This window comes from Embleya sp. NPDC001921 (genome assembly GCF_053594475.1).
Window position 1 is genome coordinate 131645 of sequence record NZ_JBSFEO010000026.1, and the last position, 23899, is coordinate 155543.

Below are 23899 nucleotides of genomic sequence, written 5' to 3' on the forward strand. Positions count from 1 at the left end.
ACGCGGCGGGAGATCCGGTGCGACGTCAGCCCGACGCGGCGGCCGCCGACCCGACGGCTCCGGGCGTCGCGCGATGGCCTCGGCACGCCGCCTCCAGCGCGACCCGCCATTGGCGCCCGGCCCGTTCCCTATCGCCCAGCGCGCCGCGCAGTTCCAGGCCGGCCAGGCCGTGCACGAGGGCGCTGAGATGGGTGGCCGTGTCGTGCGGATCGGTCGGTGCGAACCGCCCGGCCGCCACGCAGCGCTCGACGGCGCGCACCAGGGTGTCGAAGGTGCCCTGGATCCGGGCCAGATCCGCCTCGTCCGGACGGAAGTCGGCGACCGGGCGGCCGAACATCAGATCGTAGCGATGCGGGTTCGCGCGCGCGGCGGCCCGATAGGCGTAGCCGAGCGCGAGCAGGTCGGCCTCCGGATCGCCGTCGACCGGCACTTCGGCGAATCGCGCCTCCAGAGCCGCGAACCCGTCCAGGAACATCGCCCGCAGCAGCCCGGCCTTGTCCCCGAAGAGGTTGTACACGGCAGTCGTCGACGTGCCCACCTCGTGCGCGACGCGCCGGGTGCTCATCGCCTGCGGGCCCTCCTCGGCGAGCAGCCGCCCGGCGGCGGTCAGCAGTTCCCGGCGGAGTTCGTCGTAATCGCGCGTCCGTGGCCGTCCCATGTTGACAAGAGTACCGCAACGCTGTTTCATAACACCGTAATCAAAATCACCTCCCGGAACGGGCCACGAGCCGTCGGGCGGGCACAACCACGGGGAGTCCTCATGTCCAGCGCGTCCAACGCGTCCGATCTGCACGTGGTCCTCGGCGCCGGCGGTGCCGTCGGCAGGACCGTCGTCGACGAACTCCACTCCCGCGGCCGGCGGGTGCGCGCGGTCAACCGCGGTGGCGGGCTCACCGTTCCCGACGGCGTCGAGGTCCAACGCTGCGACATCACCACGACCGACGGCGCGAAGGCGGCCTGCGCCGGCGCCGCCGTGGTCTACCACTGCGCGACTCCGGCCTACACCGCCTGGGTGAGCGAGTTTCCGCGGATGACCGACGAGATCCGCGGCGGCGCGGCGGCCGCCGGGGCCAAGCTGGTCTTCGCGGACAACCTGTTCGCGTACGGGCCGGTGAGCGCGCCGATGACCGAGGACATGCCGTCCGCCGCGAGCAATCCCAAGGGCCGGGTACGGGCCGCGATGGCGCGCTCGCTGCTGGCCGCGCACGAGGCCGGCGAGCTGCCGGTGGCGATCGGGCGCGCGTCCGACTACTACGGCCCGCGCGGGGTCAACACCACGGTCGGCGAGACCGTGTTCGGCGCGGCGGTGCGGGGCAAGGTCGCGCGCTGGGTGGGGCCCCTGGACCAGCCGCACTCGTTCAGCTACCTGCCCGACTTCGCCAAGGGCCTGGTGCTGCTCGGTGAGGACGCGCGGGCGGACGGACAGGTGTGGCACATCCCCACGGCCGAGCCGCTCACCGGGCGGCGATTCCTCGACCTGGTCTTCGCCGAGCTGGGCAGCCCGGACAAGTCCGCCTCGGTGAGCCGCACCATGCAGCGCGTGCTCGGCCTGGTGAATCCGACCGTGCGCGCCCTCGGCGAGACCTGGTACCAGCACGACCGCCCGTTCGTGGTCGACTCCACCAAGTTCACCGAGACCTTCGGACCGCTGCCCGCGACCCCCCACGCGGAGGCGATCGCGAGCACCGTCGCCTGGTTCCGCGCCGCGAACGCCTGACGCTCGATCCGCGTCCGCCCCGACCTGCCGCTTCACCGGCGCCCGAGGAGGCGCGGGCGCCGAGTCCGGGCGGGCGCGGCTCCCCGGTCGCCGCCCCGGGCTCGGGTCGTCCGAGCCCGGGGCGGCGGCCGGGCCGATCCGCCCGCGCCGATCCCGCCCCGCCGAGGCGGGTGCGGGTCGGGCCTCGCGGGCGTATCGGGCAGCCCCCGGGCGTCTCTCAGCGGCTGCCCGTCAGATGCGCGAAGACGACGACATTCGCGGCGTAGCCCGTGTGCTTGTCGTATCGACCGCCGCAGGTGATCACCCGCAGCTCGGCGGCGTCGGTCGGGCCGTAGACGACGTCGTCCGGGAATTCCTCCTTCGGGTAGGACCGGACCGCGTCGACGGTGAAGACCGCGGTGTGTCGGTCCCGCCGTTGAACCTCGATGCGATCGCCCACCCGGAGCAGGCCGAGCTTGAAGAACACGGCCGGGCCGGAGCGGGTGTCCGCGTGGCCGACGGTGATCGCGTTTCCTCGGGCGCCGGGGGCGACGCCGTCGCGATACCAGCCGACCAGGTTCTTGTTGCCCACCGGGGGTGTGGCCAGCCGGTGGTCCGGGCCGGTGCCCAGCGGGCTCATCGGCGCGTTGACGCCGATCGACGGGATCTTGATCCGGGTGGCCGCCGACGCCGCCATCGGCGCGACGTCCACCCTGTGCAGCGCGTCGTTGGGGACACGGGCGCGAGCGGGCGCCACGTCCGAGACGGGAGCCGGCGGCCGCTCGACCGTGCCGTCACCGGTTCCGTGCTGTACCAGCCACAGTCCGGCGAGGAGTGCCAACGCGGTCGCTCCGGCCGCGAACGGGCCGGAGCGACGCTTGCGGTGCGCCGGCCTGGGTTCAGTTCGACCCATCGCCCGCGGCACGGCGACGACGGTGGAGGTAGAAGCCGAAGCCACCGAGGGCCGCACCCCCGACCAGCAGACCGGCCGTCACCTCACCCGCGTCGACCTGCGAACTACCACCGCCGCCACCGGCGTCGACGCTGCCTGCCGGCCGCCCGCCCGAACTGCCGCCGTTGGCCCCGCCGTTGGTGGTGGTGCCGTTCGGGCAATCGACCTGGAACACCTTCTGCTTGCCCGCACCTTGTTCGCCCTCGAAGGTCCACACGAGCTTGTACTGCCCGTTCGGCAGGGACAGTGTCGAGGTGTGCCCGGTCCCGTCCGCCGCGAGGGTGATGTTGCCGCCCAGCAGGGTCCCGTTGCCGTCGGCGGGCTGCGCGGCGATCGTGTACGTGACCGCCTGGAGGCCGTCGAAGTTGAACGCCGCCAGGTGGAACCGGCACACCTTGGGCTCGTTGTTCTGGTCCGTCGGCGACGTGGTGCTCTTGTGCACCTTCACGTCTCCGTTGTCCCCGGGTGCCATCGGGAGCGCGTGCGCCGTGCCGGTACCGGCGAACGTGGCGGCGCCCGCCGCGATCGCGGCGACGGTCAGCCGCCGCAGGCGGGTGGACGGACTGTGGCAGGGGGATGGCATCACAATGGCACTCCACGGAGAGGGTGGACGACGGATCGTCGAATCACCTGAAGACGGGACATTTCGACCGTGACGCGCGCACGCGCCGCCCCATCGGCGACACGCGTCGCCCCGCCCTGATTTCACCCGTATGCCCCACCGTGCCACGCCTGTCGCGGCCCGTCACCGCACCCGTGTCACACTCGGCGATATGCCCGTCTCACCACGATTGCGCCCGTTTGACATCGGCTTCGCGCAGGCGTACTCCGAGACTATGCGCGCGCAAGCAGCGGAGCGGCCGCCGCGCCGCACGCCAGGAAGACGCCCGGGCCACGGACGTGGGTGGCGCCCATGACCGGAACCGTGCCCGGATCCGGTTCCGGGTCCCGCCCCCTGCGCGCGTTGCGAACCGAGGCCGATCGCCACGAGGAGTCCGACACGATCCTGGCCGAGTGCTCGACCTCCCTGGACATGGCGGTACGGGCCACCGGAGCCTACGCCGGGGTGGTCTACCTGCGCTCGCCCGATCGGCGCTCGCTGGTGCTGGCCAAGGTCGCCGGGCTGGCCGTGTCGCTGCTCGGCCCGTGGAGCCGGGTCCCGGTGACCGGCGCGCTGCCCGCCCCGGAGGCGTACCGCACCGGGCACCTGGTCTTCCTCGCCGACGACGGCGACACCATGCGGCGCTTCCCGCAACTGGCGCTGGGCATGCCGTACGCCTACGCGTCCGCGTCCGCACCGGTGCGCGCGGGCACCGAGACGTTCGGCGTGGTGACGGTGATGTGGCCCGCCTCGCCCGGGCGGGGCCTGCCCGCCTCCCGGCGCCGCGGACTGCGCGCGGCGGCCAAACGGCTGGGCAACGCACTGGGCGCACGGGCCGACCGCGGCGCGCGCATCGAGTACGACGGCCCGCCGACGGTGACACTGCTGCCCCCCAACACCTTCCCGCTGATCCGGGTCGGCCTGTTCGACTGGAACGTGGCCACCGGCGACTTCGACGCCGACGAGGAACTGTGCGAGCTGTTCGGCGTCGACCCGGCCCGTTTCGATGGACGCGCGACGACGCTGGCCGCCCGGGTGGTCTCCGGTGGCGGGCGCGAATTCCGCGAGGCCGCCCAGCAGGCCGTGCGAACCGGGCGGGTACTCGCCTGGCGACTCCAGGTGACCGGCCCCGACGGCGCCAACCGCCCCCTGGAGGTGTGGGGCCGGGTACCCGACGACGAGGCCACCGGCCGGGCACGGCACCTGGTGGGCGCGGTGCTGGACCTGGGCACCGGGGCGGCGGCCGCCGAGGCGGTGGAGCGGCTGCGCGACGGCGTCTTCTCGCTCGACCCCGAGGGCCGGGTGACCTACGCCAGCCGCAACCTCGCGGACCTGCTCGGCGTCGCGATGGAGGACGTGCTGGGCCGGACCCCGTGGGACGCCCTGCCCTGGCTGGCCGACCCCTCCTACGAGGACCGCTACCGGGCGGCGATGTTGTCCCAGCAGCCCGGCTCGTTCCTGGCCCGCACCCCGCGCGACCGCTGGCTGGCCTTCTCGCTGTACCCGGACCCGTACGGCCTGACCGGCAAGGTGGTCCCGGTGGGCGCCCCGCCGGGTGCGGGGGGCACGGTCGGCAGCGAGGCGGCCCGGGTGGACACCGAAGTGGCGCCACCCCGACTCGGCGCGATCTACCACGTGCTCCAGATGGCCGGCGCGCTCACCGAGGCGGTGTCGGTGGGCGAGGTGTGCGAAGTGGTCGCCGACCAGATCCTGCCCGCGTTCGGCGGCCGGGAACTGGCCGTCTACATCGTCCAGGACAAGCGCTTCTTCCTGGCCCTGCAGACCGGCTACCCCGAGGGCTTCCTGGACCGGTTCGAGGGGGTACAACTCGACGCCGCGCTGCCCGGCGTCGAGGCGCTCACCCACGGCGTGCCGATCTTCTTCGAATCGGCGCAGGAACTGTCCGCGGCGTACCCGGGCATCCCGCTCGACGAGATGTCCGCGTGGGCGTTCCTGCCGCTGATCGCCTCGGACCGCCCGGTGGGCAGTTGCATCCTCGGCTTCGACCGGCGCCACGCGTTCACCCCCGAGGAGCGCTCGGTGCTCACCGCGCTGAGCGGCCTGATCGCCCAGGCGCTGGAGCGGGCCCGGCTCTACGACGCGGAATTCGCCCTCGCCCGCGGTCTCCAACACGCGCTGCTCCCGCACCGGCTGCCGAGCCTGCCGAACCTGGAGGTGGTCGCCCGCTACCTCCCCGGCACCCAGGGCATGGAGATCGGCGGCGACTGGTACGACGTGATCGACACCGGGAACAGGGTGGTCCTGGTGATTGGCGACGTCGAGGGACACAGCGTGGCCGCGGCCGGCACCATGGGCCAACTGCGAAGCGCGGTACGCGCGTTCGCCACCGGAGGGCAGCGGCCCGACGAGGTGGTCAAGTGCACCAATCGGCTGCTCGCCGACCTGGACACCGGCCTGTTCGCCAGTTGCTGCTACATCGAACTGGATCCGGCCGACGGCACGGCCGAGGCGGTGCGGGCGGGCCATCCGCCGCCGCTGCTGCGCGACCCCGACGGGCGGACCAGGGTGCTCGAGCTGGACGGCGGCACCCTGCTCGGGGTGGACCGTTACGCCGAGTACCCGGTGACCCGTTTGGCCCTGGACCCCGGCTCGGTCCTGGCGCTGTACACCGACGGCCTCGTCGAGGACGTCGGCGCCGACCTGGACCTGGGCATCGACCGCATGCGCGCGTCGCTGTCGCGCGCCGCCGACGCGAGCCTGGCCGAGCTCGCGGATCGAATGCTGCGCGACGCGGGCAGGTTGACCGAGCGGGCCGACGACGTGGCCGTACTCCTGAGCCGTCGGCCGACGCCCCGGGACGGGCCGCCGGGATCGGCCGGAACGGGCCCGGGCCCGGCGGCGTCGGCCGATCTGCGCTGAGCGGCAAACGCGGGACCATGGAAAGAGGAGGAACAGGAGGGCTCGATGGGCACACCCAACACCGCCGGTGCCGATGATGGCGGTGCCGACGCGTCCACCGTTCCCTGGGGCGCGGACCGGGCGCTGCTCGACCACCTGCTCAACCGGGCACCCATCGGCATGGCGGTGGTCGACCGCGAGCTGCGCTGCGTGTGGCTGAACGACCAGTTGGAACGCAGTGGCGGGATCCCGCGCGCGCTGCGTCTGGGTCGGCGGATAAGCGAAGTGCTGCCCGGCCTGCCGGCCGAGACCATCGAGGCGGTCATGCGCGACGTGCTGGAGACCGGCGTCCCGCTGATCGACCACGAGTACCAGGGCCGCACCGCGAGCGATCCCGACCACGTGCACGCGTACTCGACCTCGTTCTTCCGGCTGGAGGACAGCACGGGGGCGCCGGCCGGGGTGTCCTACCTCGTGATCGACGTGACCGACCGATGGCGGGCCCGGCAGCGGCTCGCGCTGCTCAGCGACATCGGCGCGCGGATCGGCACCACCCTGGACGTCGCGCGCACCGCGCAGGAACTCGCCGACGTCGCGGTCCCCGACCTGGCCGACTTCGTCGCGGTCGACCTGCTGGAGCCGGTGCTCAGCGGAGTCGAGCCGGCGCCGGGCCCGGTCCGCCGGGACAACCCCGACCTGATCCGGCTCGGCCAGCGCTCGGCCCGCGAGGGTCGCGAGGGCGGGGCGGGCGGCGACCTGGCCGAGTCGATCGCCCGGATCGGCGAGCCCGCCCCGGTGGCCCGCAACTCCCCCGGCGCCCGCTGCCTGGTCGACGGCAAGGCGGTCCTGGAACCGGTCCTGGACCCGGAGATCCTGCCCTGGCTGGCGGAGGACACGGTGTCCACGGACAGGACCCGCACGGTGGGCCTGCACTCGATGATGGTGGTCCCGATCCGGGCCCGCGGCACCATCCTGGGCGTGACGCACTTCTTCCGCCGGGACACCCCCGACCCGTTCGAGGGCGACGACCTGATCCTGGCCGAGGAGTTCGTCTCGCGCGCCGCGGTGTGCATCGACAACGCGCGCCGCTTCACCCACGAGCATGCCGCCGCGCTGGCCCTGCAGCGCAGCCTGCTGCCGCACGGCCTGCCCCGACAGACCGCGGTCGAGGTGGCCAGTCGCTACCTGCCCGCCGACGACCGGGCCGGGGTCGGCGGCGACTGGTTCGACGTGATCCCGCTGTCCGGGGCCCGGGTCGCACTGGTGGTGGGCGATGTGGCCGGGCACGGCACGCACGCCGCGGCGACGATGGGCCGGTTGCGCGCGTCCGTGCACACGCTGGCCGACCTGGACATGCCACCGGACGAGTTGCTCGCCCATCTCGACGACCTGGTCATCCGGTTCGTCGACGAGGAGGGCATCGGGGAGGGCGGCGTGGACACCACCGCGCTGGGCGCCAGTTGCCTGTACGCGGTGTACGACCCGGTCGGCCGGGTGTGCACGATCGCGCGCGCCGGGCACCCGCCGCCCGCGCTGGTCCGGCCCGGCGGCGCGGTGGAGTTCCTCGACCTGCCCGCCGGACCGCCGCTGGGCCTGGGCGGCCTGCCGTTCGAGTCGGCCGAGTTCGAACTGCCCGAGGGCAGCCTGCTGGTGCTCTACACCGACGGTCTGGTCGAGACGCGGGATCGGGACGTGGAATCCGGGATGGACCGACTGCGCGCCTCGCTGGCCGAGCCCGACCGACCGTTGGACGAGCTGTGCCGCTCGGTACTGGGCACCCTGTCGCACAATCCGCCGCGGGACGACGTGGCGCTGCTCGTCGCGCGCACCCGCACGCTCGACTCCTCGAAGGTGGTGTCCTGGGACCTGCCCGCCGATCCGGCCATCGTCGCCGAGGCGCGCACCCTGGCCGGGCGGCAACTCGCCGAGTGGGGACTGGACGACATCGCGTTCACCACCGAGTTGGTGGTCAGCGAACTGGTCACCAACGCGATCCGGTACGCCTCGGGGCCGATCCGCCTGCGGCTGATCCGCGACGCCACGCTGATCTGCGAGGTGTCCGACGCCACCAGCACCAGCCCCCGGTTGCGCCACGCGCGCACCTCCGACGAGGGCGGGCGCGGGCTGTTCCTGGTCGCCCAGTTCACCCAGCGCTGGGGCACCCGCTACACGGGTGACGGCAAGACCATCTGGGCGGAGCAGTCACTGCCCGCACCGGGCTGAACCGGTGCGTCCCGCCCGGCTCGCACCGATCCGGGCAGCCGCCGGTTCGGGCAGCCGCCGATCCGGGCAGCCGCCGATCCGGACGCTCCAGGAGCCGCCGGCCGGACCGAGCGGGGCGCGCGGCGGGGAGTTCGGCGGGCCGCGGCCGGCGCACCCGCTGATACCGTTTTCGCATGTCAGGAACCATTCCCCGGGAAGCTGGAAATGGCCAGGCCTACCGCGGGCGCAACTCCACCGCGGACCGCGCCTTGGACATCCTCCTGCTGTTCGACGAGGAGCGACTCGCGGTGTCCGCGAACCAGGTCGCCGAACACCTGGGCGTCGCCCGCTCCACCGCGTACCGCTACCTGCAGAGCCTGACCGCCAACGGGTTCCTGGAGGAGAACGACGGCGCTTCCGGCTTCCGGCTCGGGCCGCGGGTGTTGGACCTGGCCCGGCTGGCCCGCAAGGGGGTCGGGCTGTCCGACCTGGCCCGGCCGCTGATGCGCGAGCTGGCCCGCACGGTCGGCCAGCCGGTGCTGCTGACCCGGCGGACGGGCGAATCGGTGGTGTGCCTCGAACGCGAGGAGGCGACGCACACGCTGCGCCTGTCCTACGAGCGCGGTCAGGTGTTGCCCGTCCACGCCGGCGCCGCGGCGCTGACGTTGTTGGCCTGGGCCGACCACGCCGAGGTGGAGCGACTGCTCGCCCGCCCGCTCCCCCGCCTCACCGACGCCACCGTCACCGATCCCGACGAGCTGCGCGGGCGCCTCGCCGACATCCGCGCCGAGGGGTACACGGTGGCACGCGGCGAACTCGACCCGGACGTGCTGGGCATCGGCGCCCCGGTGCGCCGCGAGGACGGCGCCGTCGTGGCCGCGGTGAGCATCGCCGCGCTGTCCCACCGGGTTTCCGACGAGCGGGTGCCGGAGTACGTCGCGGCCGTCTGCGCATCGGCCGCCGAACTGTCCGCCCAGGTGGCCCGGATGGGCCTGTAGGGACGGTTCGAGGCGGTCAGCCGATCGCGGGCAGGCGGCGGTCGAGGAAGGCGTACGTCCGGGCCCACGCGGTCTCGGCGGCCCGGGCACGGTACAGGTGCGGGCGGGCCTCGCACGCGAAGGCGTGACCCGCGTCCGGGTACACGTGGCTCTCGAAGCTCGCGCCGGCCGCGCGCAGCGCGTCGTCGATCGCCTCGACCCGGGGTGCGGGGATGGTCGAGTCCTCGGCGCCCACGTGCAGCAGGAGTGGTGCGTCCAGGTACTTGGCCCGGTCGAGTACGGCGTGCGGCCCCGCGGCTATGCCCGGTCCGTAGAAGACCACGGTGCCGGCGAGGCCGGCGATCGCGGTGGCCGCCGTGAACGCGGCCCGGCCCCCGAAGCAGAAGCCGACCAGTGCGGTGCGATCGGTGCCGATCGACTCGTGCTCGGCGAGGTGGGCCAACACCGCACGGATGTCGAGGGCGATCGCCGCCGGGCCGATCGCGTCGATCAGCGACATCGCCTCGGCGCGCTGTTCGTAGTCGAGCGTACGCACCCCGTTGCGATGGAACAGGTCGGGCGCCAGGGCCAGGTAGCCGCGGGCGGCGAGCCGGCGGGTGATGGCCCGGATGTGCTCGTTGACGCCGAACGCCTCCTGGAGCACCACGACGGCACCGGCGACCCGGGCGTGGGGGTCGTCGTGACCGCCGTGGCCGTCGTCGGGGCCGTGGGAGCCGTGCGGGTGTGCCGTGTAGACCCGCATCGGACCGTCGCCGGTCGGCACGGTGATCCATCGACCGGCGCCGAGACCGTGGTCGTGACTGTGGCCGTGGCCGTGGCCGTGGCCCTGGGAGTCGTTCATCTCGAAGTCCTCGGCATCCTGACGAGTCCGGTGCGGCGGGTGAAAAGGGCTACGAGGCCGCCACATCCCACCCTGGTACGCCCGGGCCCGCGGCGCGCGGCGAGACGGCGGCGCCGGGGACGGGGACGGGGACGGGGCGAAGGCCCGCTCGGTCCCGACAGCGGCCGGTGCGCACCACGTCACCGATCGATCCGGCGACCTCGGTCAGGGGCGCGTGCCCGGACCGCCCGGGTCCCGATCGACCGATGGCGGAATTCCGGGCGCGTTGAAGGTCAAGCCGTTGAAGTCCCGGCCCTGGACGACCGGACCGAGTTGGGTCCCGCCACTGATCGTGTTGTGCACCGCGTCCGACGCGCCCTCTCCCGCCGGGGTCAACTCGGCCAGCAACGCGCGCAGTTCCGCCGCGGCGACCGGATCCTCCCGCAGCAGTCGGCGCAGCCTGGTCCGCCACTCGGCCTCGATGTCCGCCGCCACCAGGTCGTCGCCGGCTTCCCGGGCCACGATCAACTCGCGCTGTGAGATCTCCAGTTCCTGTTCGACCACGGTCTCCCGGGCCGGATCCCCGTGGCCGAACAGGGCGGCGATCCGGGCCCTCGCCTGAGCCCAGGACTCGGACACCATCAGACCGACCATCGTGGTCGCGCCGGACGTCGCCAGTGTCATCAGTTCCGCTTCCACGCCATCCCCCGTAGCTGTCCCTCACCGAGACGGTGGGCCGACGCGCGCCGCACGCACCTCGAACCGTGTCGTCGAGCCCGTCCTCCCGGGCCCGCCGTTGCGCGCATTGTTGCCCACATCCGCACTCCGACACGCCGACTTCGCCGAACTCGACCACATCGCGCGATGCCCGGGTGACTCGGCGTGACCCGGGGCGTCTCGGGGTTGCGCCACCTGCCCACTGATGCCGCCACCGGTGTGCCACCGCTCGACCGGTTGTTCGCCGCGGCCCGCCCAGCGCGATCGGGCGCCGACCGCGGGTCCGACGGCGACCCCGCCGGGCGCCCGGGGCGTCCTCGCCGCCCGGTGCGGCTTCGCCTTCCCCACCCCGCTCGTCCTGTGGGCGAGTGCGATCCGACACCGGCGCGGCCCGGCCCGGCCCGGCGGCAGCCTCGGGAACCGCCTGCCGACCCACCGCCCTCCCCACGCCGGGGCCCCTAGGCCGGGCGCTCCCGAAATCCAGGTGACGGCACCGGAGTTGTCGATCTATGGTGGCCACATGGACGTGACCTGCAAGCGGATCGGAGCGCCGCGCCCCGCGTTCGGCACCCGGCCGCGAAGCGCGCGTCCGACGTCGAACCGGGAGCCGTGGAAGGGCCGTTGGCCCGATCGCTCCGGGTCGCCTCGCGGCTGATTCGCCGCCGGTAGCCAGGGGGACGACACCCGTCGCCCCACCTGCCGGCCCGCGACGCCACAGCCGCCACCGAGCCGACCCGAAGGCCGCCGCCCCGCGCTGAGCCCGGTTCGTCCCGGCTTCGCCGGCGCACGTCGAACCCTCACCGACCATCCATGCCGCGCCCCGCGCCGCATCGGTCCGGCCACACCGCCACGCCGTCCCGACGGCGCGCCGGTGTCGTCGACCGCTGCGCGCGGCGCGCCCATGGGTCGACGAGGTGTGCCCGGTCGCGTCCCGACCGGCCCCGGCGGCCCCTTGAGCCGGTGCCCGCGCCCGCCTCCGCGTCCGCGCTCGCGCTTGCGTCCGCACCCGCCGTGCGACGAAGTCCGTTTCCCTCCGTGCGGTTCGCCCACCGCACGCGGCTCTGCCGTGTGCCGGGTCACGCCGACGGGGCCACGGGTCGATGGCGGCTGCCCGGATTCGTCACCACCCATCCATCGAGCAGGAGAGAAGAACCAGTCATGACCGGAACCGCCCGCGACCTCGCCGGCATCCGCAACATCGGGATCATGGCCCACATCGACGCCGGCAAGACCACCACCACCGAGCGGATCCTGTTCTACACGGGCGCCTCGCACCGGATCGGCGAAGTACACGCCGGCACCACCACGACGGACTGGATGCCCCAGGAACGCGATCGCGGCATCACCATCACGTCCGCCGCGATCACGTGCGACTGGACGCTGGAGGGTGTGCGGCACCGGATCAACCTCATCGACACGCCCGGCCACGTCGACTTCACCGTCGAGGTCGAGCGCTGCCTGCGCGTCCTGGACGGCGCCGTGACCGTCTTCGACGGGGTCGCCGGTGTCGAGCCGCAGTCCGAGACGGTGTGGCGTCAGGCGGACCGCTATCGGGTGCCCCGGATCTGCTTCGTCAACAAACTCGACCGCACCGGCGCCGACTTCCGTCGCTGCGTCGAGATGATCGGCGAACGACTGGGCGCGGTGGCCCTGGTGCTGCAACTGCCGATCGGCGCCGAGGCCGACTTCCGCGGCGTCGTCGACCTGGTGCGCATGCGCGCCCTGCTCTGGTCGGCCGAGACCGGACCGGGCGAGGCGTACGAGGACGTCGAGATCCCGGCCGCGCATCGCGCGACCGCACTCGAGTGGCGTGCCCGACTGCTGGAGACCGCGGCCGAACACGACGAGGCGATGTTGGAGCTGTACCTGGCGGGCGATGAGCCCACCGACGCGCAGTTGCACGCCGCGATCCGCCGGATCACCATCGCCTCCGGCCTCGACGAGGGTCGCACCGTGACCCCCGTGCTCTGTGGAACAGCCTTCAAGAACAAGGGAGTTCAACCACTGCTCGACGCCGTCGCACGCTACCTGCCGTCCCCGCTGGACGTACGGGCGATCGAGGGCCACGCGGTCGACCCGACGCAGCCCCGGGTCGTCCGCCTGCCCTCGGACGAACAGCCGCTCGCGGCCCTCGCGTTCAAGATCGCGAGTGATCCGCACCTGGGCAAGCTGACCTTCATCCGGCTGTATTCGGGCCGGCTCCGCACCGGCGACCAGGTGCAGAACTCGGTCAAGGGCCGCAAGGAACGGGTCGGCAAGATCTACCGTATGCACGCCGCCAAACGAGAGGAGATCGCGTCCGTGGGCGCGGGCGACATCGTCGCGGTGATGGGGCTGCGCCAGACCACCACCGGCGAGACGTTGTGCGACCCGGCGCACCCCGTGGTGCTGGAGTCGATGGACTTCCCGATCCCGGTGATCGAGGTGGCCATCGAGCCCAAGTCCCGGGCCGACCAGGAGAAGCTGGGCGCCGCCATCCAGCGCCTGGCCGAGGAGGACCCGTCGTTCCGGGTCAAGACCGACCGGGACACCGGCCAGACCGTCGTATCGGGCATGGGCGAACTGCACCTGGAGGTGCTGGTCGACCGGATGCGGCTGGAGTTCGACGTGGCAGCCGACGTCGGCCGGCCCCGGGTCGCCTACCGCGAGACGGTGCGCGCGGCGGTACCCGGGCACGACTACACGTATCGGAAGCAGACCGGCGGCAAGGGCCAGTACGCCAAGGTCCGGATCGCGATCGAACCACTGGAGGGAGACGGCTACGAGTTCGTCGACAAGATCACCGGGGGGCGGGTCCCGAAGGAGTACATCCCGTCGGTGGACGCGGGCTGCCGGGCCGCGATGGAGTTCGGGGTGCTGGCCGGCTACCCGCTCACCGGACTTCGGGTGACCCTGCTCGACGGCGACTTCCACGACGTCGACTCGTCCGAGATGGCCTTCCGGATCGCCGGATCGCTGGCTTTCAAGGAGGCCGCGCGGCTGGCGTCGCCGACCCTGCTCGAGCCGATGATGGCGGTGGAGGTGACCACGCCCGAGGACTACCTCGGTGAGGTGATCGGCAACCTCAACGCCCGTCGCGGACAGGTCAGGACGATGTCGGAGCGCTCCGGCGCCAAGGTGGTCGCCGCGCTCGTGCCGCTCGCCGAGATGTTCGGCTACGTGGGCGACCTGCGGGGCCGCACCTCGGGTCGGGCGAGCTACACGATGGAGTTCGACTCGTACGCCCCGGTGCCCGGACACGTCGCGGAGACGATCCTGGCCAAGGCCGGCACGGCGTAGCGGTCGGGAAGGGTGCGGGGCTCCGCCTGCGGGCGGAGTCCCGCACCCGGGTCCGGTCGCGCGGGACGGGACCCGGGTTCACTCCACGACGGTGGGCGTGCCGCGATAGGCGAACCCCGTCCGGTAGGCCCACACCACGGCCTGGGTGCGATCGCGCACGTCGAGCTTGGCCAGCACGTGTTTGACGTGCGTCTTGACCGTCTCCACGGACAGGTGCAGCGAGCGGGCGATCTCGGTGTTCGACAGACCCAGCGCCATCGCCCGCAGCACGTCCGCCTCACGATCGGTGAGCCGGTCCGCGCGCTCGTGGTCGGGACCCACCCGCGCGGCGTGCGAGGCGAACAATCTGCGGGCCACCGCCGGCGACACCACCGCGTCGCCGGCGGCGACCGCGCGGATCGCCGTGACCAGTTCCTCGGGGGTGGCCCGCTTGAGCAGGAATCCGTCCGCGCCGGCGGTGATCGCGTCGTCCACCACCTCGTCCAGGTCGAACGTGGTGAGCACCAGGACCCTCGGGCGATCCGGCGCGGCCATCAGGTCGCGGGTGGCGGAGACCCCGTCGCGGACCGGCATCCGGATGTCCATCACCACCACGTCGGGTTTCAGTGCGAGCGCGGCGCGCACCGCCTCGACGCCGTTCGCGGCCTCGCCCACCACCTCGATGCCCGGCTCGGCCCGAAGCAGCGCCTTCAGGCCGCCGCGTACCAGCGCGTCGTCGTCGGCCAGCAGGACCCGGATCACGAGGCCGCCTGTGCGGGCAGGGTCGCGCGTACCCGGAATCCGGTGCGAATCGGGCCCGCCTCCACCTCGCCGCCGACCAGGCGGGCCCGTTCGCGCATGTTGGCCAGGCCGCGACCGGGCGGGCCGATCCGAAGGTTTCCGCCCTGGTTGACGATCTCCAGCACCACGGTGGCGCCGACCTGGGCCAGGTGCACGTCGATCCGGCCCGTCTCGGTGTGGCGCAGCGCGTTGGTCAGCGCCTCCTGGACGATCCGGTGCAGCGCCCGGGCGACGCCGGCGCTCATCGTGACCTCCCGGGCGTCCAGCCGCAGCTCCCGCCCGGCGGCCCGGACCCGATCGACCAGGCCGGTCAGGTCCGTCACCGGCTCGGCCGCGTGCATCACCCGGACCAGGCGGTCGAGTTCGCCGAGCGCCTCGCGGCCCACGCTCTCGATGTTGCCCAGCGCCTCGCGCGCGAAGGCCGGATCGGCCGCGAACACCCGGCGCCCGACCCCCGCCTGCATGACCATCACGTTCACCGCGTGCCCGATCGAGTCGTGCAGCTCACGGGCCAACTCGGTGCGCTCCTCGGCCCGGACCCGGGCGTGTTCGGCGGCGGTGGCGGCCCGCCGACTGCGCGCCGCGTCGCCGGTGACGGTGGCGATCAGGAAGCACACCAGCAGGCTGAACACCTCCACCGCGCCGACCGGCTCGCGATCGGACAACACGTAGCCGCTCACCGCGGCCAGCCCCGCCACCGCGCCCACCCATCGATCGAGCGCGCCGCGCAGCGAGAAGAGGGTGAACAGCGAGATCCACGCGGGCCACTGGGTCACCGTGGTGGCATAACCCGCCACCGAGTTGACCACCACCAGCACCGACGCGACGACCACCACCAGGACCGGCGCGGTCCGGCGCCACCACAGGCAGCCCGCCGCCGCGACCGCCAGTGCCAGACCGGCCGCGTCCGGGCCGCGATAGGGCGAACCGGCCGGCACGAACACGGTCACCGAGGCCGCGCAGACCACGAATGCCACGGTCAGCCAGGCGTCGGAAATACGCATGGCCCATCCTGCACCGATCGGGGTCGGATCGGTCCACCTCCCCTCGGCGGAGACCCCCCTCCCTCGCAGGAGGGAGACGGTTCCCCCGTCCCGAGGGGCGAGCGCGGCACCTCGCGCTTCCTAGCGTTGCCGGCATGCAGCGAAAGGACGCACGGACATGGCAGTGGTGACGCACGACTCGACCCGAGGGCGCACGGCGGGGGTCTGGTGGCTGGCCCTGACGGCCCTGGCCATCGCGGTCTTCGCGCCGCTGCCCTACCTGACCGACTCGCTGGCCGAGTTGGCCGCGGACGACGGCGACATCGCCGCGAACTACGCGGACCGACCCGCGTGGGTCCGCGCCGCCTTCTACGCCCACATCGTGCCCGCCGCCGCGGCCCTGCTGTTGTCCCCGGCGCAGCTCTCGGCCCGCGCCCGGGCCCGCGCCCCGCGGCTGCACCGGGTCTGTGGTCGGGTGGTGGTGGCGTGCATCACCGTCGGCGGCGTCGCCGGCCTGGTGCTCGCGCCGATGAGCTACGCCGGCGCGGTGGGCACGGCCGGGTTCGGCATGCTCGCGGTGTTGTGGACGACCTGCGCGCTGTCGGCCGTACGGGCCATCCTGCGCGGCGCGGTCGAGGAGCACCGCCGGTGGATGCACCGGACCTTCGCGTTCACCTACGCGGCGGTGACGCTGCGGCTGTGGCTGGTGGCCCTGGTCCCGTTCACCGACTTCGAAAGCGCGTACAAGGTTGTTCCGTTCCTGTGCTGGGTGCCCAACCTGATCGTGGTCGAGCTGCTGCTGCGTCGGAACGGGCGGGGTCGGTCGGCGACGCGGCGGCGTCCCGGCGACGCACCCGATCCGCCGGTTCGGACCGAGTGAGGCAAGGCCCTCCGTTCGGGGGAGCGCACACGGCGGGGTGGAGTGGAGGCGTTCCGTGTCGTCGCGGGGCCCTCGCGCGGGAGGCGCACACCCGAAGATCATTGCGCCCGTCACGTGCGCGCGGGATGTTCGTCGCCCGTTCGCCACCTGCGGCCCATAGCGTCACGGCGGCATCCCCCGACGCCCCCGACCGCAAGGACCCCACATGGCGACCGCCGACCACTCGAACCGACCCGATCACCCCGCTGTGCGACTGCCGGAGTGGGCCGACCCGGAGGTGGCCGAGGACCGGCTCGACGCGCAGGGCGTGTCCCGACGCGGCCTGATCGGTCGGGCGGGGCTGTTCGGGGCCGGTTTCCTGGGCGCGTCGGCGCTCGGCGCGGTCGGCGCCGGCTCGGCCGCCGCGGCCGAGTCCGACGACGGGGTGCAGGCGAGCTCGCGCCCCGGTCACGACGGCCCGCCCGCCAAGTACGCCTACCTGGTGGGCGACCACCACGTGCACACCGTCTACAGCCACGACGCCAAGTACGGCTTCGCCCAGTCGGCCGCGCAGGGTCGCCAGTTCGGCCTGGACTGGATCGTCTACACCGAGCACGCCAACTTCGGCCACGCCAACGCGGGCGGCGCCCAGCGCGAGCACGAGGAGATCGTCAAGGCGCGCAAGGAGAACCCCCGGGTCCTGATCTTCCAGGGCCTGGAGTGGTACGTGCCCGCCGCCGAGCACGCCACCCTGATGGTCGCGCCCGGCGCCAACGAGGTGGAGCTGCTGCGGCAGTTCGAGCTGAAGTTCGACGCGAAGCTGAACAAGTTCGACGTCGGCGCGGTGGGCGACCCGGCCACCGCCGCGAACGAGGCCAAGGCCGTGGAGGCGATCCGCTGGCTCGGGCAGCGCCGGCGCGAGGGCTACGTGGACGACGTGCTGGTGTTGGCGAACCACCCGAGCCGGCTGGGCATCGTCTCCCCGCACGAGTTGCGCGCGTGGCAGGACGCGGACCCGTCGATCTTCCTCGGCTTCGAGGGCGCGCCAGGTTCGCAGGCCAACGCCGACCCGGAATGGGTGAAGTTCCGCGAGGGGCAGTCGGGGCCGGGCAGCTTCCAGCGCGGCGAGTACCAGAACGCGCCGTCGCCGCAGAGCTGGCCGAGGTACCCGATCGAGAGCTACCGCACGCACGGCGGCTTCGACTGGATGACCGCGACGGTCGGCGGCATGTGGGACGCGCTGCTCGCCGAGGGCCGGCTGTGGTCGGTCACCTCGAATTCGGACAACCACCGCACCATGTTCGACACTTACGCGGACGGCGCCTACCCGCCCGGCAAGGGCTTCGACGATCTCGGCTCCAAGCCGCTGCCGGTGGACACCGGGGTCCCGCAGCCCGGAAGCGACTTCTGGCCGGGGCAGTTCAGCCGCACCCACGTGGGTGTGGAGCGCTTCGGCTACCGCGACGTGATGGCGGGCCTGCGCGCCGGGCGGGTGTGGGTGGACCACGGTCAGTTGCTGGACGGTCTGGACGTATGGCTGGTCGCGGACAACGGCCGCGCCGAGCCGGTCACCCTGGGCGGCCGGCTGCCGCTGGCGGCCAACCGGGGCGCCACGCTCTACATCCGGGTCACCACGGCGAGCCGGCCCAACTACCACGGCGAGATCCCCCGGCTCGCGCATGTGGACGTGATCACCGGAACCGTCACCGGCAAGTCCCGCGACGCCGACGCGTGGCAGGCCCCGGACACGCGCGTGAGCAAGCGCATCGACGTGGCCGGCCGGACCGGCACCTACACCCTGAAGGTGCAACTGCCGCGCCGGAACAAGCCGTACTACGTCCGGCTCCGGGGCAGCGACGGAAACCGGCACGGCGTCGGCCCGTTCGGTCCGCGCGTCGACCCGGCCGGGCCGATCCAGCACCCGAACAACGACGGCGACCCGTGGCGCGACATCTGGTTCTACAGCAACCCGATCTTCGTCGACGTCCAGGGCTCGCACCGGGACTGACCGACGCGCACGGCACGGCCGAGGCCGGGGATCATCGATCCCCGGCCTCGGCCGTGAGCCGGGTCCCGGTGCGCACCGGGATCCGGCCGGGCATGTGGTGACCCGCCGCCGGGTGCCGCGCCCGGTCCGACCGGCCCGTCCGGGTGCACGTTGTCGATCCTGATCACCGTCTTCGACGACGAGGAGCGACACAAGGCGATCACCGCGTGGAGCGCGGTGGCCATGGTCGCTCCTCTCCGGTACCTACACCGGCGCGATGCCCGACTCGGCGCCCGAGAAGGCCCGCGAGTCGATCTCCGACGCGTTCGCCCCGGCCGACGCCTCCGGCGACCACGGGTTGGCGGACGCCGCCCGCGAGGCCTTCACCAGCGCGATGTCGGCCGGCTTCCGGGCCGGCGCCGCCGGCGTCCTGGCCGCCGCAGCGCTCGCCCTGATCCTGATCCGCGAGCCCGGGTCCGACGCATCCGGGTCCAACGCGCCCGAGGCGGACACGAACGAGGCGGACACGTACGAGCTCGCCGTCGCCGCGGGCCCGGCCAACCGACTCGAACCGCAACGCTGCCGGCCCGCCCCGACGGCCACCCGGCCGGTGGGGCGGCGGCAGGTCATCCGTCCGGCGCGTCGGTCGGGCGGCGGCCGGTCAGGTGGGCGAACGCGACCACGTTGCCCCGGTAACGCCGTTCGACCTCGTCGAAGCCCGCCCCGCACGTGATCAGCCGCAACTCCGCCCCTTTCGCGGCGCCGTAGACCCGTCGGTCGGGGAACCGTTCGGCGCGATAGACCTCGATGGCGTCGATGGTGAAGATCGCCGTGTCGCCGTCGGTACGATCGACCTCGACGGTGTTCCCCCGGCGCAGTTCGCCGAGCTGGTGGAAGACCGCCGGACCCTGCCGGGTGTCCACATGTCCGGCCACGATCGCGGTGCCGCCGGCCCCCGGCGCGGTGCCCTCGCGGTACCAGCCGGCGAGATTGCCCTCGTCGTCCGGCGGAGCCGCGAGTCGGCCGCCGTCCTCGAGCGCCAGCCCGGTCAGCGGGGCGTCCACCGAGATCGCCGGGATCCGCACCCGGATCGGTGCCGCGGCCGACAGGGGGGCCAGCGGAGGCGGATCGTGCGGCGCCGGGCGCGGCACGTCCGGATAGACCCGGGCCTCGCCGGGCTGCGGCGGCGGGTCGGCGGCCCCGGTGCCGTTGACGACGAGTACGAGGCCCAGGCACATCGCTGCCGCGGCGGCGCCCACCGGTCCCGTGCCGCGCTTGCGCCCGGGTGCGGCGTCGGCCGGCGCCGAAGGGTCCACGAATGCTCCTGAACAACTGTGCCCGGCGACCGGCCTCGGCCCGAAGTCGCCGGTGTGGTGGATGTGTTCCGCCCGGTTCCCGCACCGCCCGGCCGTGGTCGGGCGGTGCGGGAACGCGGTGCCGCGGTGCCGCGGCCGGGGGGATCCGCTCAGATCCGGCCGGCGGCGCGTCGACGACGACGACGCAGCACGAGGACACCCGCGCCGGCGGCGAACAGGCCGGCGCCGAGGGCAACCTCGCTGCCGCCGGCACCGGTGGAGGTCCCGCCGGCACCGGTGTGCATGCTGCCCGAGGGAGCCGCGGCGCGGCCGTCCTGGTACCCACCGGTGCTGCCGGGCGTGTCCTCGGCGGAGTCCTCGCCGTCCTTGTCGTGGCCGCTCTCGGTGGTGGCGGCCTTCTCGCCGGAACCGGTCTTGTCGCCGGCACCGCTCTTCCCGCCGGCGGACCCGACCTCCGGGCACGCCTTGGCGGTGGCCGAGGCCGCGGCGTCGAACTCGTGCTTGGCGCGGTCGAGCTGCTCCTGCCGGGACTTGTCGGGCTTCCCGCCGGCGGCGGCCGCGTCCTTGCCGTATTCCGCGACCGCGGCGTCGTACTGCAGTTGGGCCTTCGCGGCGGCGGCGACCGCCTTGGCGCAGTCGGCCGGGTCGACCTGGGGCCGGGCGGGGGCGGCGTGGCCGACCGCCGGGCCGGCCAGCACGAGGCTCGCGCCGAGCAGCGCGGTGCCCACAAGCGTGTTGATCGAACGCATGATGCAACCTCCGGCGAGCCCGGACGCGGTAGCGACCTACCGCTGGGACAGCCGTGCTCGCGGCCTCCAGCCAAGCCGGGCGTCCGACCCCGCGCATGCGGAGAATGCCGCATCGGAGTCGGCCGGCTACACTGTGTCACGCGCGCGGCCCCGGGTTTCCGCGCGAGACCCGGTCCGCGAGCGCCGTTCGGACAACTCCGCGCCCGCCTACCCGAACGGGTGACCGCCGACGCCGCATGCGTTCCGGCGTCGGGATTCGGTGCCGGCCCCCGGCGTCACGGTGCGGTACGGATCTCGGCTACGAGGTGTCGGTGACGGTGACCGCCGGACTGCGTCCGCTGATCGAGGTATGGCACGGCGACCCGACCTGGGCCGAGGCACTGCGCTGCGGCGCCGTGGCGATCACCGGCCCCGAGGCCCTGCGCCGCCGGGTCCCCGCGTGGTTCACCCTCCCGCCCTTCGCCGCGGTCCCCCGCGCGGGCCGGGAGTGAGCGCGTCCCGCCGCCGGCCCCCGCCCGGCTGGTCACCGCGCGAGACGGGTGATCGGTGGCCGGCGATGTCGGACCGGTCGTGGTCGCCGGGGACGAGGTCGGCGTGTTCCGGTCGGCCGCGGACGCCTGAGCGGGCGGCCGGGTTCAGTGTGTGGCGCCGCCGGCGGTGGTGATGTCCCGGGTGCGGGTCGCGGCCGTGGTCACCACGGCGCGCAGGCCGGCGGCGATCGTGGGCAGCGGGAGGGAGGGTGCCGCGCGCTCGGTGACCTGGTCGGAGGAGTACGGGACGTGCACGAAGCCGCCCCGGGTGGTCGGGCGTTCGGTGGCGAGCAGGTGCATCAGCCCGTAGAAGACGTGGTTGCAGACGAAGGTGCCCGCGGTCTGCGACACCGACGCGGGCACCCCGGCCGCGCGGGCCGCCGCGACGCACGCCTTGACCGGCAGCGTGGCGAAGTACGCGGCGGGGCCCGCCTCGACGATGGGGACGTCGATCGGCTGCCGGCCGGCGTTGTCCGGGATCCGCGCGTCGTCGACGTTGATCGCGACGCGCTCCACGGTGACGTCCGGCCGGCCGCCGGCCTGGCCCACGCACAGCACCAGGTCGGGATCGACCCGCTCGACGGCCGCCCGCAGTTCCTCCAACGCGACCCCGTACACACAGGACAGCCGTACCGCCGTCACCTCCAGGCCCGGCTCGGGCAGGTCCGCGAGCAGGCGGACCGCCTCCCACGAGGGGTTGGTGGCCTCACCGGCGAAGGTGTCGAATCCGGTGACGAGTACGCGGGTCATGGCTGCGGTCTCCTGGAACGGCTGGGCGGGTGGCGGGGCGGGTGCGGCCGGCTCAGAAGGCGAATGCCGACATGATGCCGATGTTGACGACCAACAGCGCGCCCGCCGTGGGCAGTTGCGCCTTGATCGGTCCGTACTGGTCCTTGAGTCCCAGCAGTGCCGCGGGAACGATGTTGAAGTTGGCCGCCATCGGTGTGCACAGCGTGCCGCAGAAGCCGGCGAGCATACCCAGGGCGAGGACCACCGCCGGGTCGCCGCCGCCCTCGACCACCAGCACCGGCCAGCCCACCGCCGCGGTCATCACCGGGAACGCGGCGAACGCGTTGCCCATGATCGTGGTGAACAGGAACATGCCCAGGCAGTACACGATCACCGCGACGTAGATCTTGCCGTCCGGCAACACCTTCGAGGTGATCACACCGACCTGCTTGCCGACCCCCGAGACCTGGAAGATCGAGCCGAGGGTGGCCAGGAGTTGCGGCAGGAGCAGTGCCCAGCCCATCGCCTCCAGCATCGAACGGCCCTCGTGGATCGGCACGCTGACCCGCTTCTCGCGGACCACGAGCATGCCCACCACGAGCGCGACGATCGCGCCTACCCCCAGGCCCAGGATGGTCTCGCTGCCCTTTTGCAGGATCGGTTCGGAGCCGATGTGCCACTTCTTCACGAGCACCGCGCACACCATCGCCACCACGGGGATGGTCAGTGCGGGGATGAAGATCCGGCTGCCGAGTCGGGCCGCGATGGCCACCCGCTGCTCGCGGTCGGTGGTGTGCACGGTGCCCTTGCCGGTGAACCCGAAGCCGGCCAGACACACCATCACCAGTACGGCCACGCCCAGCGGTTCGGCCGGGGAGGTCTTCTCCACGACCCGCGTGCTGTAGATGAAGCCCGCGCCGAGCAGGCCCCAGAACGCGGCGCTGCCGAACCGCTTGGGATTGCTGCGGTCCACGAGCATCTGCGCGGCCATCACCAAAAAGACGGCGCCGACGAGCCAGAAGAACCACTCGACCTTGATCACTTGAGCTTCCCCTCGGCGACGGTGCCGGCGGCGGGACCTGCGACGGCGGATACGGTGGCGGACTCGGCGGGCGGCCCGGCGGCGGACACCGTCGCGAACTCGCGGGCCAGCGTGCGGTCCAGCCGCAGCAGTCGGCCGCCGTGGATGAGGAACGCGAAGACGGCGGTGGGAATCGCCCACAGCGCCACGTGCAGCGGCTCGATGTGCTGGTGGTAGGTGGTGTTCACGAAGCCGGTGATCAGCAGGATCGAGCCGACCGCGAGGAAGCAGTCCTCACCGAAGAACAGGCCGACGTTGTCGGCGCCGGCGGCGTGCGAACGGATCTTCTCGCGCGTCTTGTCCGGAAGCGCGCCGTGGCTGCGCTCGGCGGCGCCCTCGGCCATCGGGACCACCAGCGGCCGGACCGTCTGGGCCGGGCCGCCCAGGCTGACCAGGCCGACGGCGGCGGTGACTTGGCGCAGGCCCAGGTACAGGACCAGGAAGCGCCCGGTGGTGAGCTTGCCGAACCGCGCGATCAGGGTCCGGGCCTGCTCCTGGAGGCCGTTGCGCTCCAGCAGGCCGATCACCGGCAGGGTGATCGCGAAGATCGTCACGCCCCGGCTGGACGCGAAGCCGTTGCCGAACGCGGCGAGCACTTCACGCGGTGACAGGTCACCGAGCAGGCCGGTGGCCACGCCGGAGACACCGACCACCAGCAGGGGGTTGCGTCGTGTGGCGAACCCTACGATCACCAATAGGACGCCGAGGAGCACAATCATTGCGCAGCCTTCCACGCTCGGGTCCTCGAACAGGGGGACGAG

Annotated in this window: 21 protein-coding genes; 8 read left to right on the top strand and 13 right to left on the bottom strand. The window is 73.2% G+C overall.

Annotation, left to right across the window (positions count from 1 at the left end):
- Positions 1 to 25: 25 nt before the first annotated feature.
- On the bottom strand, positions 26 to 658 hold the full coding sequence (locus tag ACWCPW_RS28150; protein WP_449764396.1) for a TetR/AcrR family transcriptional regulator: 633 nt from the start codon (positions 656 to 658) through the stop codon (positions 26 to 28).
- Between the two features lie 102 nt (positions 659 to 760).
- On the opposite strand from ACWCPW_RS28150, the gene ACWCPW_RS28155 reads away from it, so the two are divergent.
- Positions 761 to 1717 carry an NAD-dependent epimerase/dehydratase family protein gene (locus tag ACWCPW_RS28155; protein ID WP_449764397.1) on the top strand — a complete coding sequence of 319 codons (957 nt, stop codon included), beginning with the start codon at positions 761 to 763 and terminating at the stop codon, positions 1715 to 1717.
- Between the two features lie 217 nt (positions 1718 to 1934).
- On the opposite strand, the gene ACWCPW_RS28160 is transcribed toward ACWCPW_RS28155, so the two are convergent.
- Complete coding sequence (locus ACWCPW_RS28160; protein WP_449764398.1) at positions 1935 to 2609, bottom strand: class F sortase; 675 nt, start codon at positions 2607 to 2609, stop codon at positions 1935 to 1937.
- Positions 2596 to 3231, bottom strand: a complete 636-nt coding sequence (locus tag ACWCPW_RS28165; RefSeq protein ID WP_449764399.1) for a hypothetical protein — start codon at positions 3229 to 3231, stop codon at positions 2596 to 2598. Before ACWCPW_RS28165 ends, ACWCPW_RS28160 begins: the two co-directional genes overlap by 14 nt.
- Positions 3232 to 3561: 330 nt before the next feature.
- On the opposite strand from ACWCPW_RS28165, the gene ACWCPW_RS28170 reads away from it, so the two are divergent.
- The 3 genes from ACWCPW_RS28170 (at position 3562) to ACWCPW_RS28180 (ending at position 9308) form a co-directional block, all read left to right on the top strand.
- Positions 3562 to 6129, top strand: a complete 2568-nt coding sequence (locus tag ACWCPW_RS28170) for a SpoIIE family protein phosphatase (RefSeq protein ID WP_449764400.1) — start codon at positions 3562 to 3564, stop codon at positions 6127 to 6129.
- A 45-nt stretch (positions 6130 to 6174) separates the two neighbouring features.
- Positions 6175 to 8331 (top strand): SpoIIE family protein phosphatase, encoded by a 2157-nt coding sequence (locus tag ACWCPW_RS28175; RefSeq protein WP_449764401.1) that lies wholly within the window; start codon positions 6175 to 6177, stop codon positions 8329 to 8331.
- A 173-nt stretch (positions 8332 to 8504) separates the two neighbouring features.
- Positions 8505 to 9308: an IclR family transcriptional regulator gene (locus tag ACWCPW_RS28180; protein WP_449764402.1), complete on the top strand. Its 804-nt coding sequence runs from the start codon at positions 8505 to 8507 to the stop codon at positions 9306 to 9308.
- A gap of 16 nt (positions 9309 to 9324) precedes the next feature.
- On the opposite strand, the gene ACWCPW_RS28185 is transcribed toward ACWCPW_RS28180, so the two are convergent.
- Both ACWCPW_RS28185 and ACWCPW_RS28190 read right to left on the bottom strand, forming a co-directional pair.
- Positions 9325 to 10149 (bottom strand): dienelactone hydrolase family protein, encoded by an 825-nt coding sequence (locus ACWCPW_RS28185; protein ID WP_449764403.1) that lies wholly within the window; start codon positions 10147 to 10149, stop codon positions 9325 to 9327.
- A gap of 204 nt (positions 10150 to 10353) precedes the next feature.
- The gene (locus ACWCPW_RS28190) at positions 10354 to 10812 is read right to left on the bottom strand and encodes a hypothetical protein (protein ID WP_449764404.1); all 459 of its coding nucleotides are present in this window, start codon (positions 10810 to 10812) and stop codon (positions 10354 to 10356) included.
- Between the two features lie 1191 nt (positions 10813 to 12003).
- On the opposite strand from ACWCPW_RS28190, the gene fusA reads away from it, so the two are divergent.
- Positions 12004 to 14124 (top strand): elongation factor G, encoded by a 2121-nt coding sequence (gene fusA / locus ACWCPW_RS28195; RefSeq protein ID WP_449764405.1) that lies wholly within the window; start codon positions 12004 to 12006, stop codon positions 14122 to 14124.
- 78 nt (positions 14125 to 14202) lie between these two features.
- Here fusA and ACWCPW_RS28200 read toward each other — a convergent pair whose 3' ends face one another.
- Positions 14203 to 14865, bottom strand: coding sequence for a response regulator (locus tag ACWCPW_RS28200; RefSeq protein ID WP_449764406.1), 663 nt, complete (start codon positions 14863 to 14865; stop codon positions 14203 to 14205).
- A complete protein-coding gene (locus ACWCPW_RS28205) occupies positions 14862 to 15908 on the bottom strand; it encodes a sensor histidine kinase (protein WP_449764407.1) in 1047 nt (348 codons plus the stop codon). Before ACWCPW_RS28205 ends, ACWCPW_RS28200 begins: the two co-directional genes overlap by 4 nt.
- 157 nt (positions 15909 to 16065) lie before the next feature.
- On the opposite strand from ACWCPW_RS28205, the gene ACWCPW_RS28210 reads away from it, so the two are divergent.
- Positions 16066 to 16767 carry a DUF2306 domain-containing protein gene (locus ACWCPW_RS28210; RefSeq protein WP_449764408.1) on the top strand — a complete coding sequence of 234 codons (702 nt, stop codon included), beginning with the start codon at positions 16066 to 16068 and terminating at the stop codon, positions 16765 to 16767.
- Between the two features lie 205 nt (positions 16768 to 16972).
- The gene (locus ACWCPW_RS28215) at positions 16973 to 18754 is read left to right on the top strand and encodes a histidinol-phosphatase (RefSeq protein WP_449764409.1); all 1782 of its coding nucleotides are present in this window, start codon (positions 16973 to 16975) and stop codon (positions 18752 to 18754) included.
- A gap of 243 nt (positions 18755 to 18997) precedes the next feature.
- Here the strand turns inward: ACWCPW_RS28215 and ACWCPW_RS28220 are convergent, their stop codons facing one another.
- The 3 genes from ACWCPW_RS28220 to ACWCPW_RS28230 form a co-directional block, all read right to left on the bottom strand.
- Complete coding sequence (locus ACWCPW_RS28220; protein WP_449764410.1) at positions 18998 to 19261, bottom strand: hypothetical protein; 264 nt, start codon at positions 19259 to 19261, stop codon at positions 18998 to 19000.
- 98 nt (positions 19262 to 19359) lie between these two features.
- Positions 19360 to 20049 carry a class F sortase gene (locus tag ACWCPW_RS28225; protein WP_449764411.1) on the bottom strand — a complete coding sequence of 230 codons (690 nt, stop codon included), beginning with the start codon at positions 20047 to 20049 and terminating at the stop codon, positions 19360 to 19362.
- Between the two features lie 149 nt (positions 20050 to 20198).
- A complete protein-coding gene (locus ACWCPW_RS28230; protein ID WP_449764412.1) occupies positions 20199 to 20798 on the bottom strand; it encodes a hypothetical protein in 600 nt (199 codons plus the stop codon).
- Between the two features lie 311 nt (positions 20799 to 21109).
- On the opposite strand from ACWCPW_RS28230, the gene ACWCPW_RS28235 reads away from it, so the two are divergent.
- A complete protein-coding gene (locus ACWCPW_RS28235; RefSeq protein ID WP_449764413.1) occupies positions 21110 to 21289 on the top strand; it encodes a hypothetical protein in 180 nt (59 codons plus the stop codon).
- A 144-nt stretch (positions 21290 to 21433) separates the two neighbouring features.
- Here the strand turns inward: ACWCPW_RS28235 and pcp are convergent, their stop codons facing one another.
- Genes pcp through ACWCPW_RS28250 form a run of 3 tightly spaced genes read right to left on the bottom strand, consistent with a single transcriptional unit; the run spans position 21434 to position 23857 of the window.
- Positions 21434 to 22078, bottom strand: a complete 645-nt coding sequence (gene pcp, locus ACWCPW_RS28240; RefSeq protein ID WP_449764414.1) for a pyroglutamyl-peptidase I — start codon at positions 22076 to 22078, stop codon at positions 21434 to 21436.
- Positions 22079 to 22130: 52 nt separating this feature from the next.
- Positions 22131 to 23099 carry a DUF979 domain-containing protein gene (locus ACWCPW_RS28245; protein WP_331770664.1) on the bottom strand — a complete coding sequence of 323 codons (969 nt, stop codon included), beginning with the start codon at positions 23097 to 23099 and terminating at the stop codon, positions 22131 to 22133.
- Positions 23096 to 23857, bottom strand: a complete 762-nt coding sequence (locus ACWCPW_RS28250; RefSeq protein WP_449764415.1) for a DUF969 domain-containing protein — start codon at positions 23855 to 23857, stop codon at positions 23096 to 23098. Before ACWCPW_RS28250 ends, ACWCPW_RS28245 begins: the two co-directional genes overlap by 4 nt.
- Between the last annotated feature and the right edge of the window lie 42 nt (positions 23858 to 23899).

Coding starts and splice junctions, on each gene's coding strand:
- ACWCPW_RS28150 (WP_449764396.1), bottom strand. CDS start 658: ATGGGACGGCCACGGACGCGCGATTACGACGAACTCCGCCGGGAACTG.
- ACWCPW_RS28155 (WP_449764397.1), top strand. CDS start 761: ATGTCCAGCGCGTCCAACGCGTCCGATCTGCACGTGGTCCTCGGCGCC.
- ACWCPW_RS28160 (WP_449764398.1), bottom strand. CDS start 2,609: ATGGGTCGAACTGAACCCAGGCCGGCGCACCGCAAGCGTCGCTCCGGC.
- ACWCPW_RS28165 (WP_449764399.1), bottom strand. CDS start 3,231: ATGCCATCCCCCTGCCACAGTCCGTCCACCCGCCTGCGGCGGCTGACC.
- ACWCPW_RS28170 (WP_449764400.1), top strand. CDS start 3,562: ATGACCGGAACCGTGCCCGGATCCGGTTCCGGGTCCCGCCCCCTGCGC.
- ACWCPW_RS28175 (WP_449764401.1), top strand. CDS start 6,175: ATGGGCACACCCAACACCGCCGGTGCCGATGATGGCGGTGCCGACGCG.
- ACWCPW_RS28180 (WP_449764402.1), top strand. CDS start 8,505: ATGTCAGGAACCATTCCCCGGGAAGCTGGAAATGGCCAGGCCTACCGC.
- ACWCPW_RS28185 (WP_449764403.1), bottom strand. CDS start 10,149: ATGAACGACTCCCAGGGCCACGGCCACGGCCACGGCCACAGTCACGAC.
- ACWCPW_RS28190 (WP_449764404.1), bottom strand. CDS start 10,812: ATGACACTGGCGACGTCCGGCGCGACCACGATGGTCGGTCTGATGGTG.
- fusA (WP_449764405.1), top strand. CDS start 12,004: ATGACCGGAACCGCCCGCGACCTCGCCGGCATCCGCAACATCGGGATC.
- ACWCPW_RS28205 (WP_449764407.1), bottom strand. CDS start 15,908: ATGCGTATTTCCGACGCCTGGCTGACCGTGGCATTCGTGGTCTGCGCG.
- ACWCPW_RS28210 (WP_449764408.1), top strand. CDS start 16,066: ATGGCAGTGGTGACGCACGACTCGACCCGAGGGCGCACGGCGGGGGTC.
- ACWCPW_RS28215 (WP_449764409.1), top strand. CDS start 16,973: ATGGCGACCGCCGACCACTCGAACCGACCCGATCACCCCGCTGTGCGA.
- ACWCPW_RS28230 (WP_449764412.1), bottom strand. CDS start 20,798: ATGCGTTCGATCAACACGCTTGTGGGCACCGCGCTGCTCGGCGCGAGC.
- pcp (WP_449764414.1), bottom strand. CDS start 22,078: ATGACCCGCGTACTCGTCACCGGATTCGACACCTTCGCCGGTGAGGCC.
- ACWCPW_RS28250 (WP_449764415.1), bottom strand. CDS start 23,857: ATGATTGTGCTCCTCGGCGTCCTATTGGTGATCGTAGGGTTCGCCACA.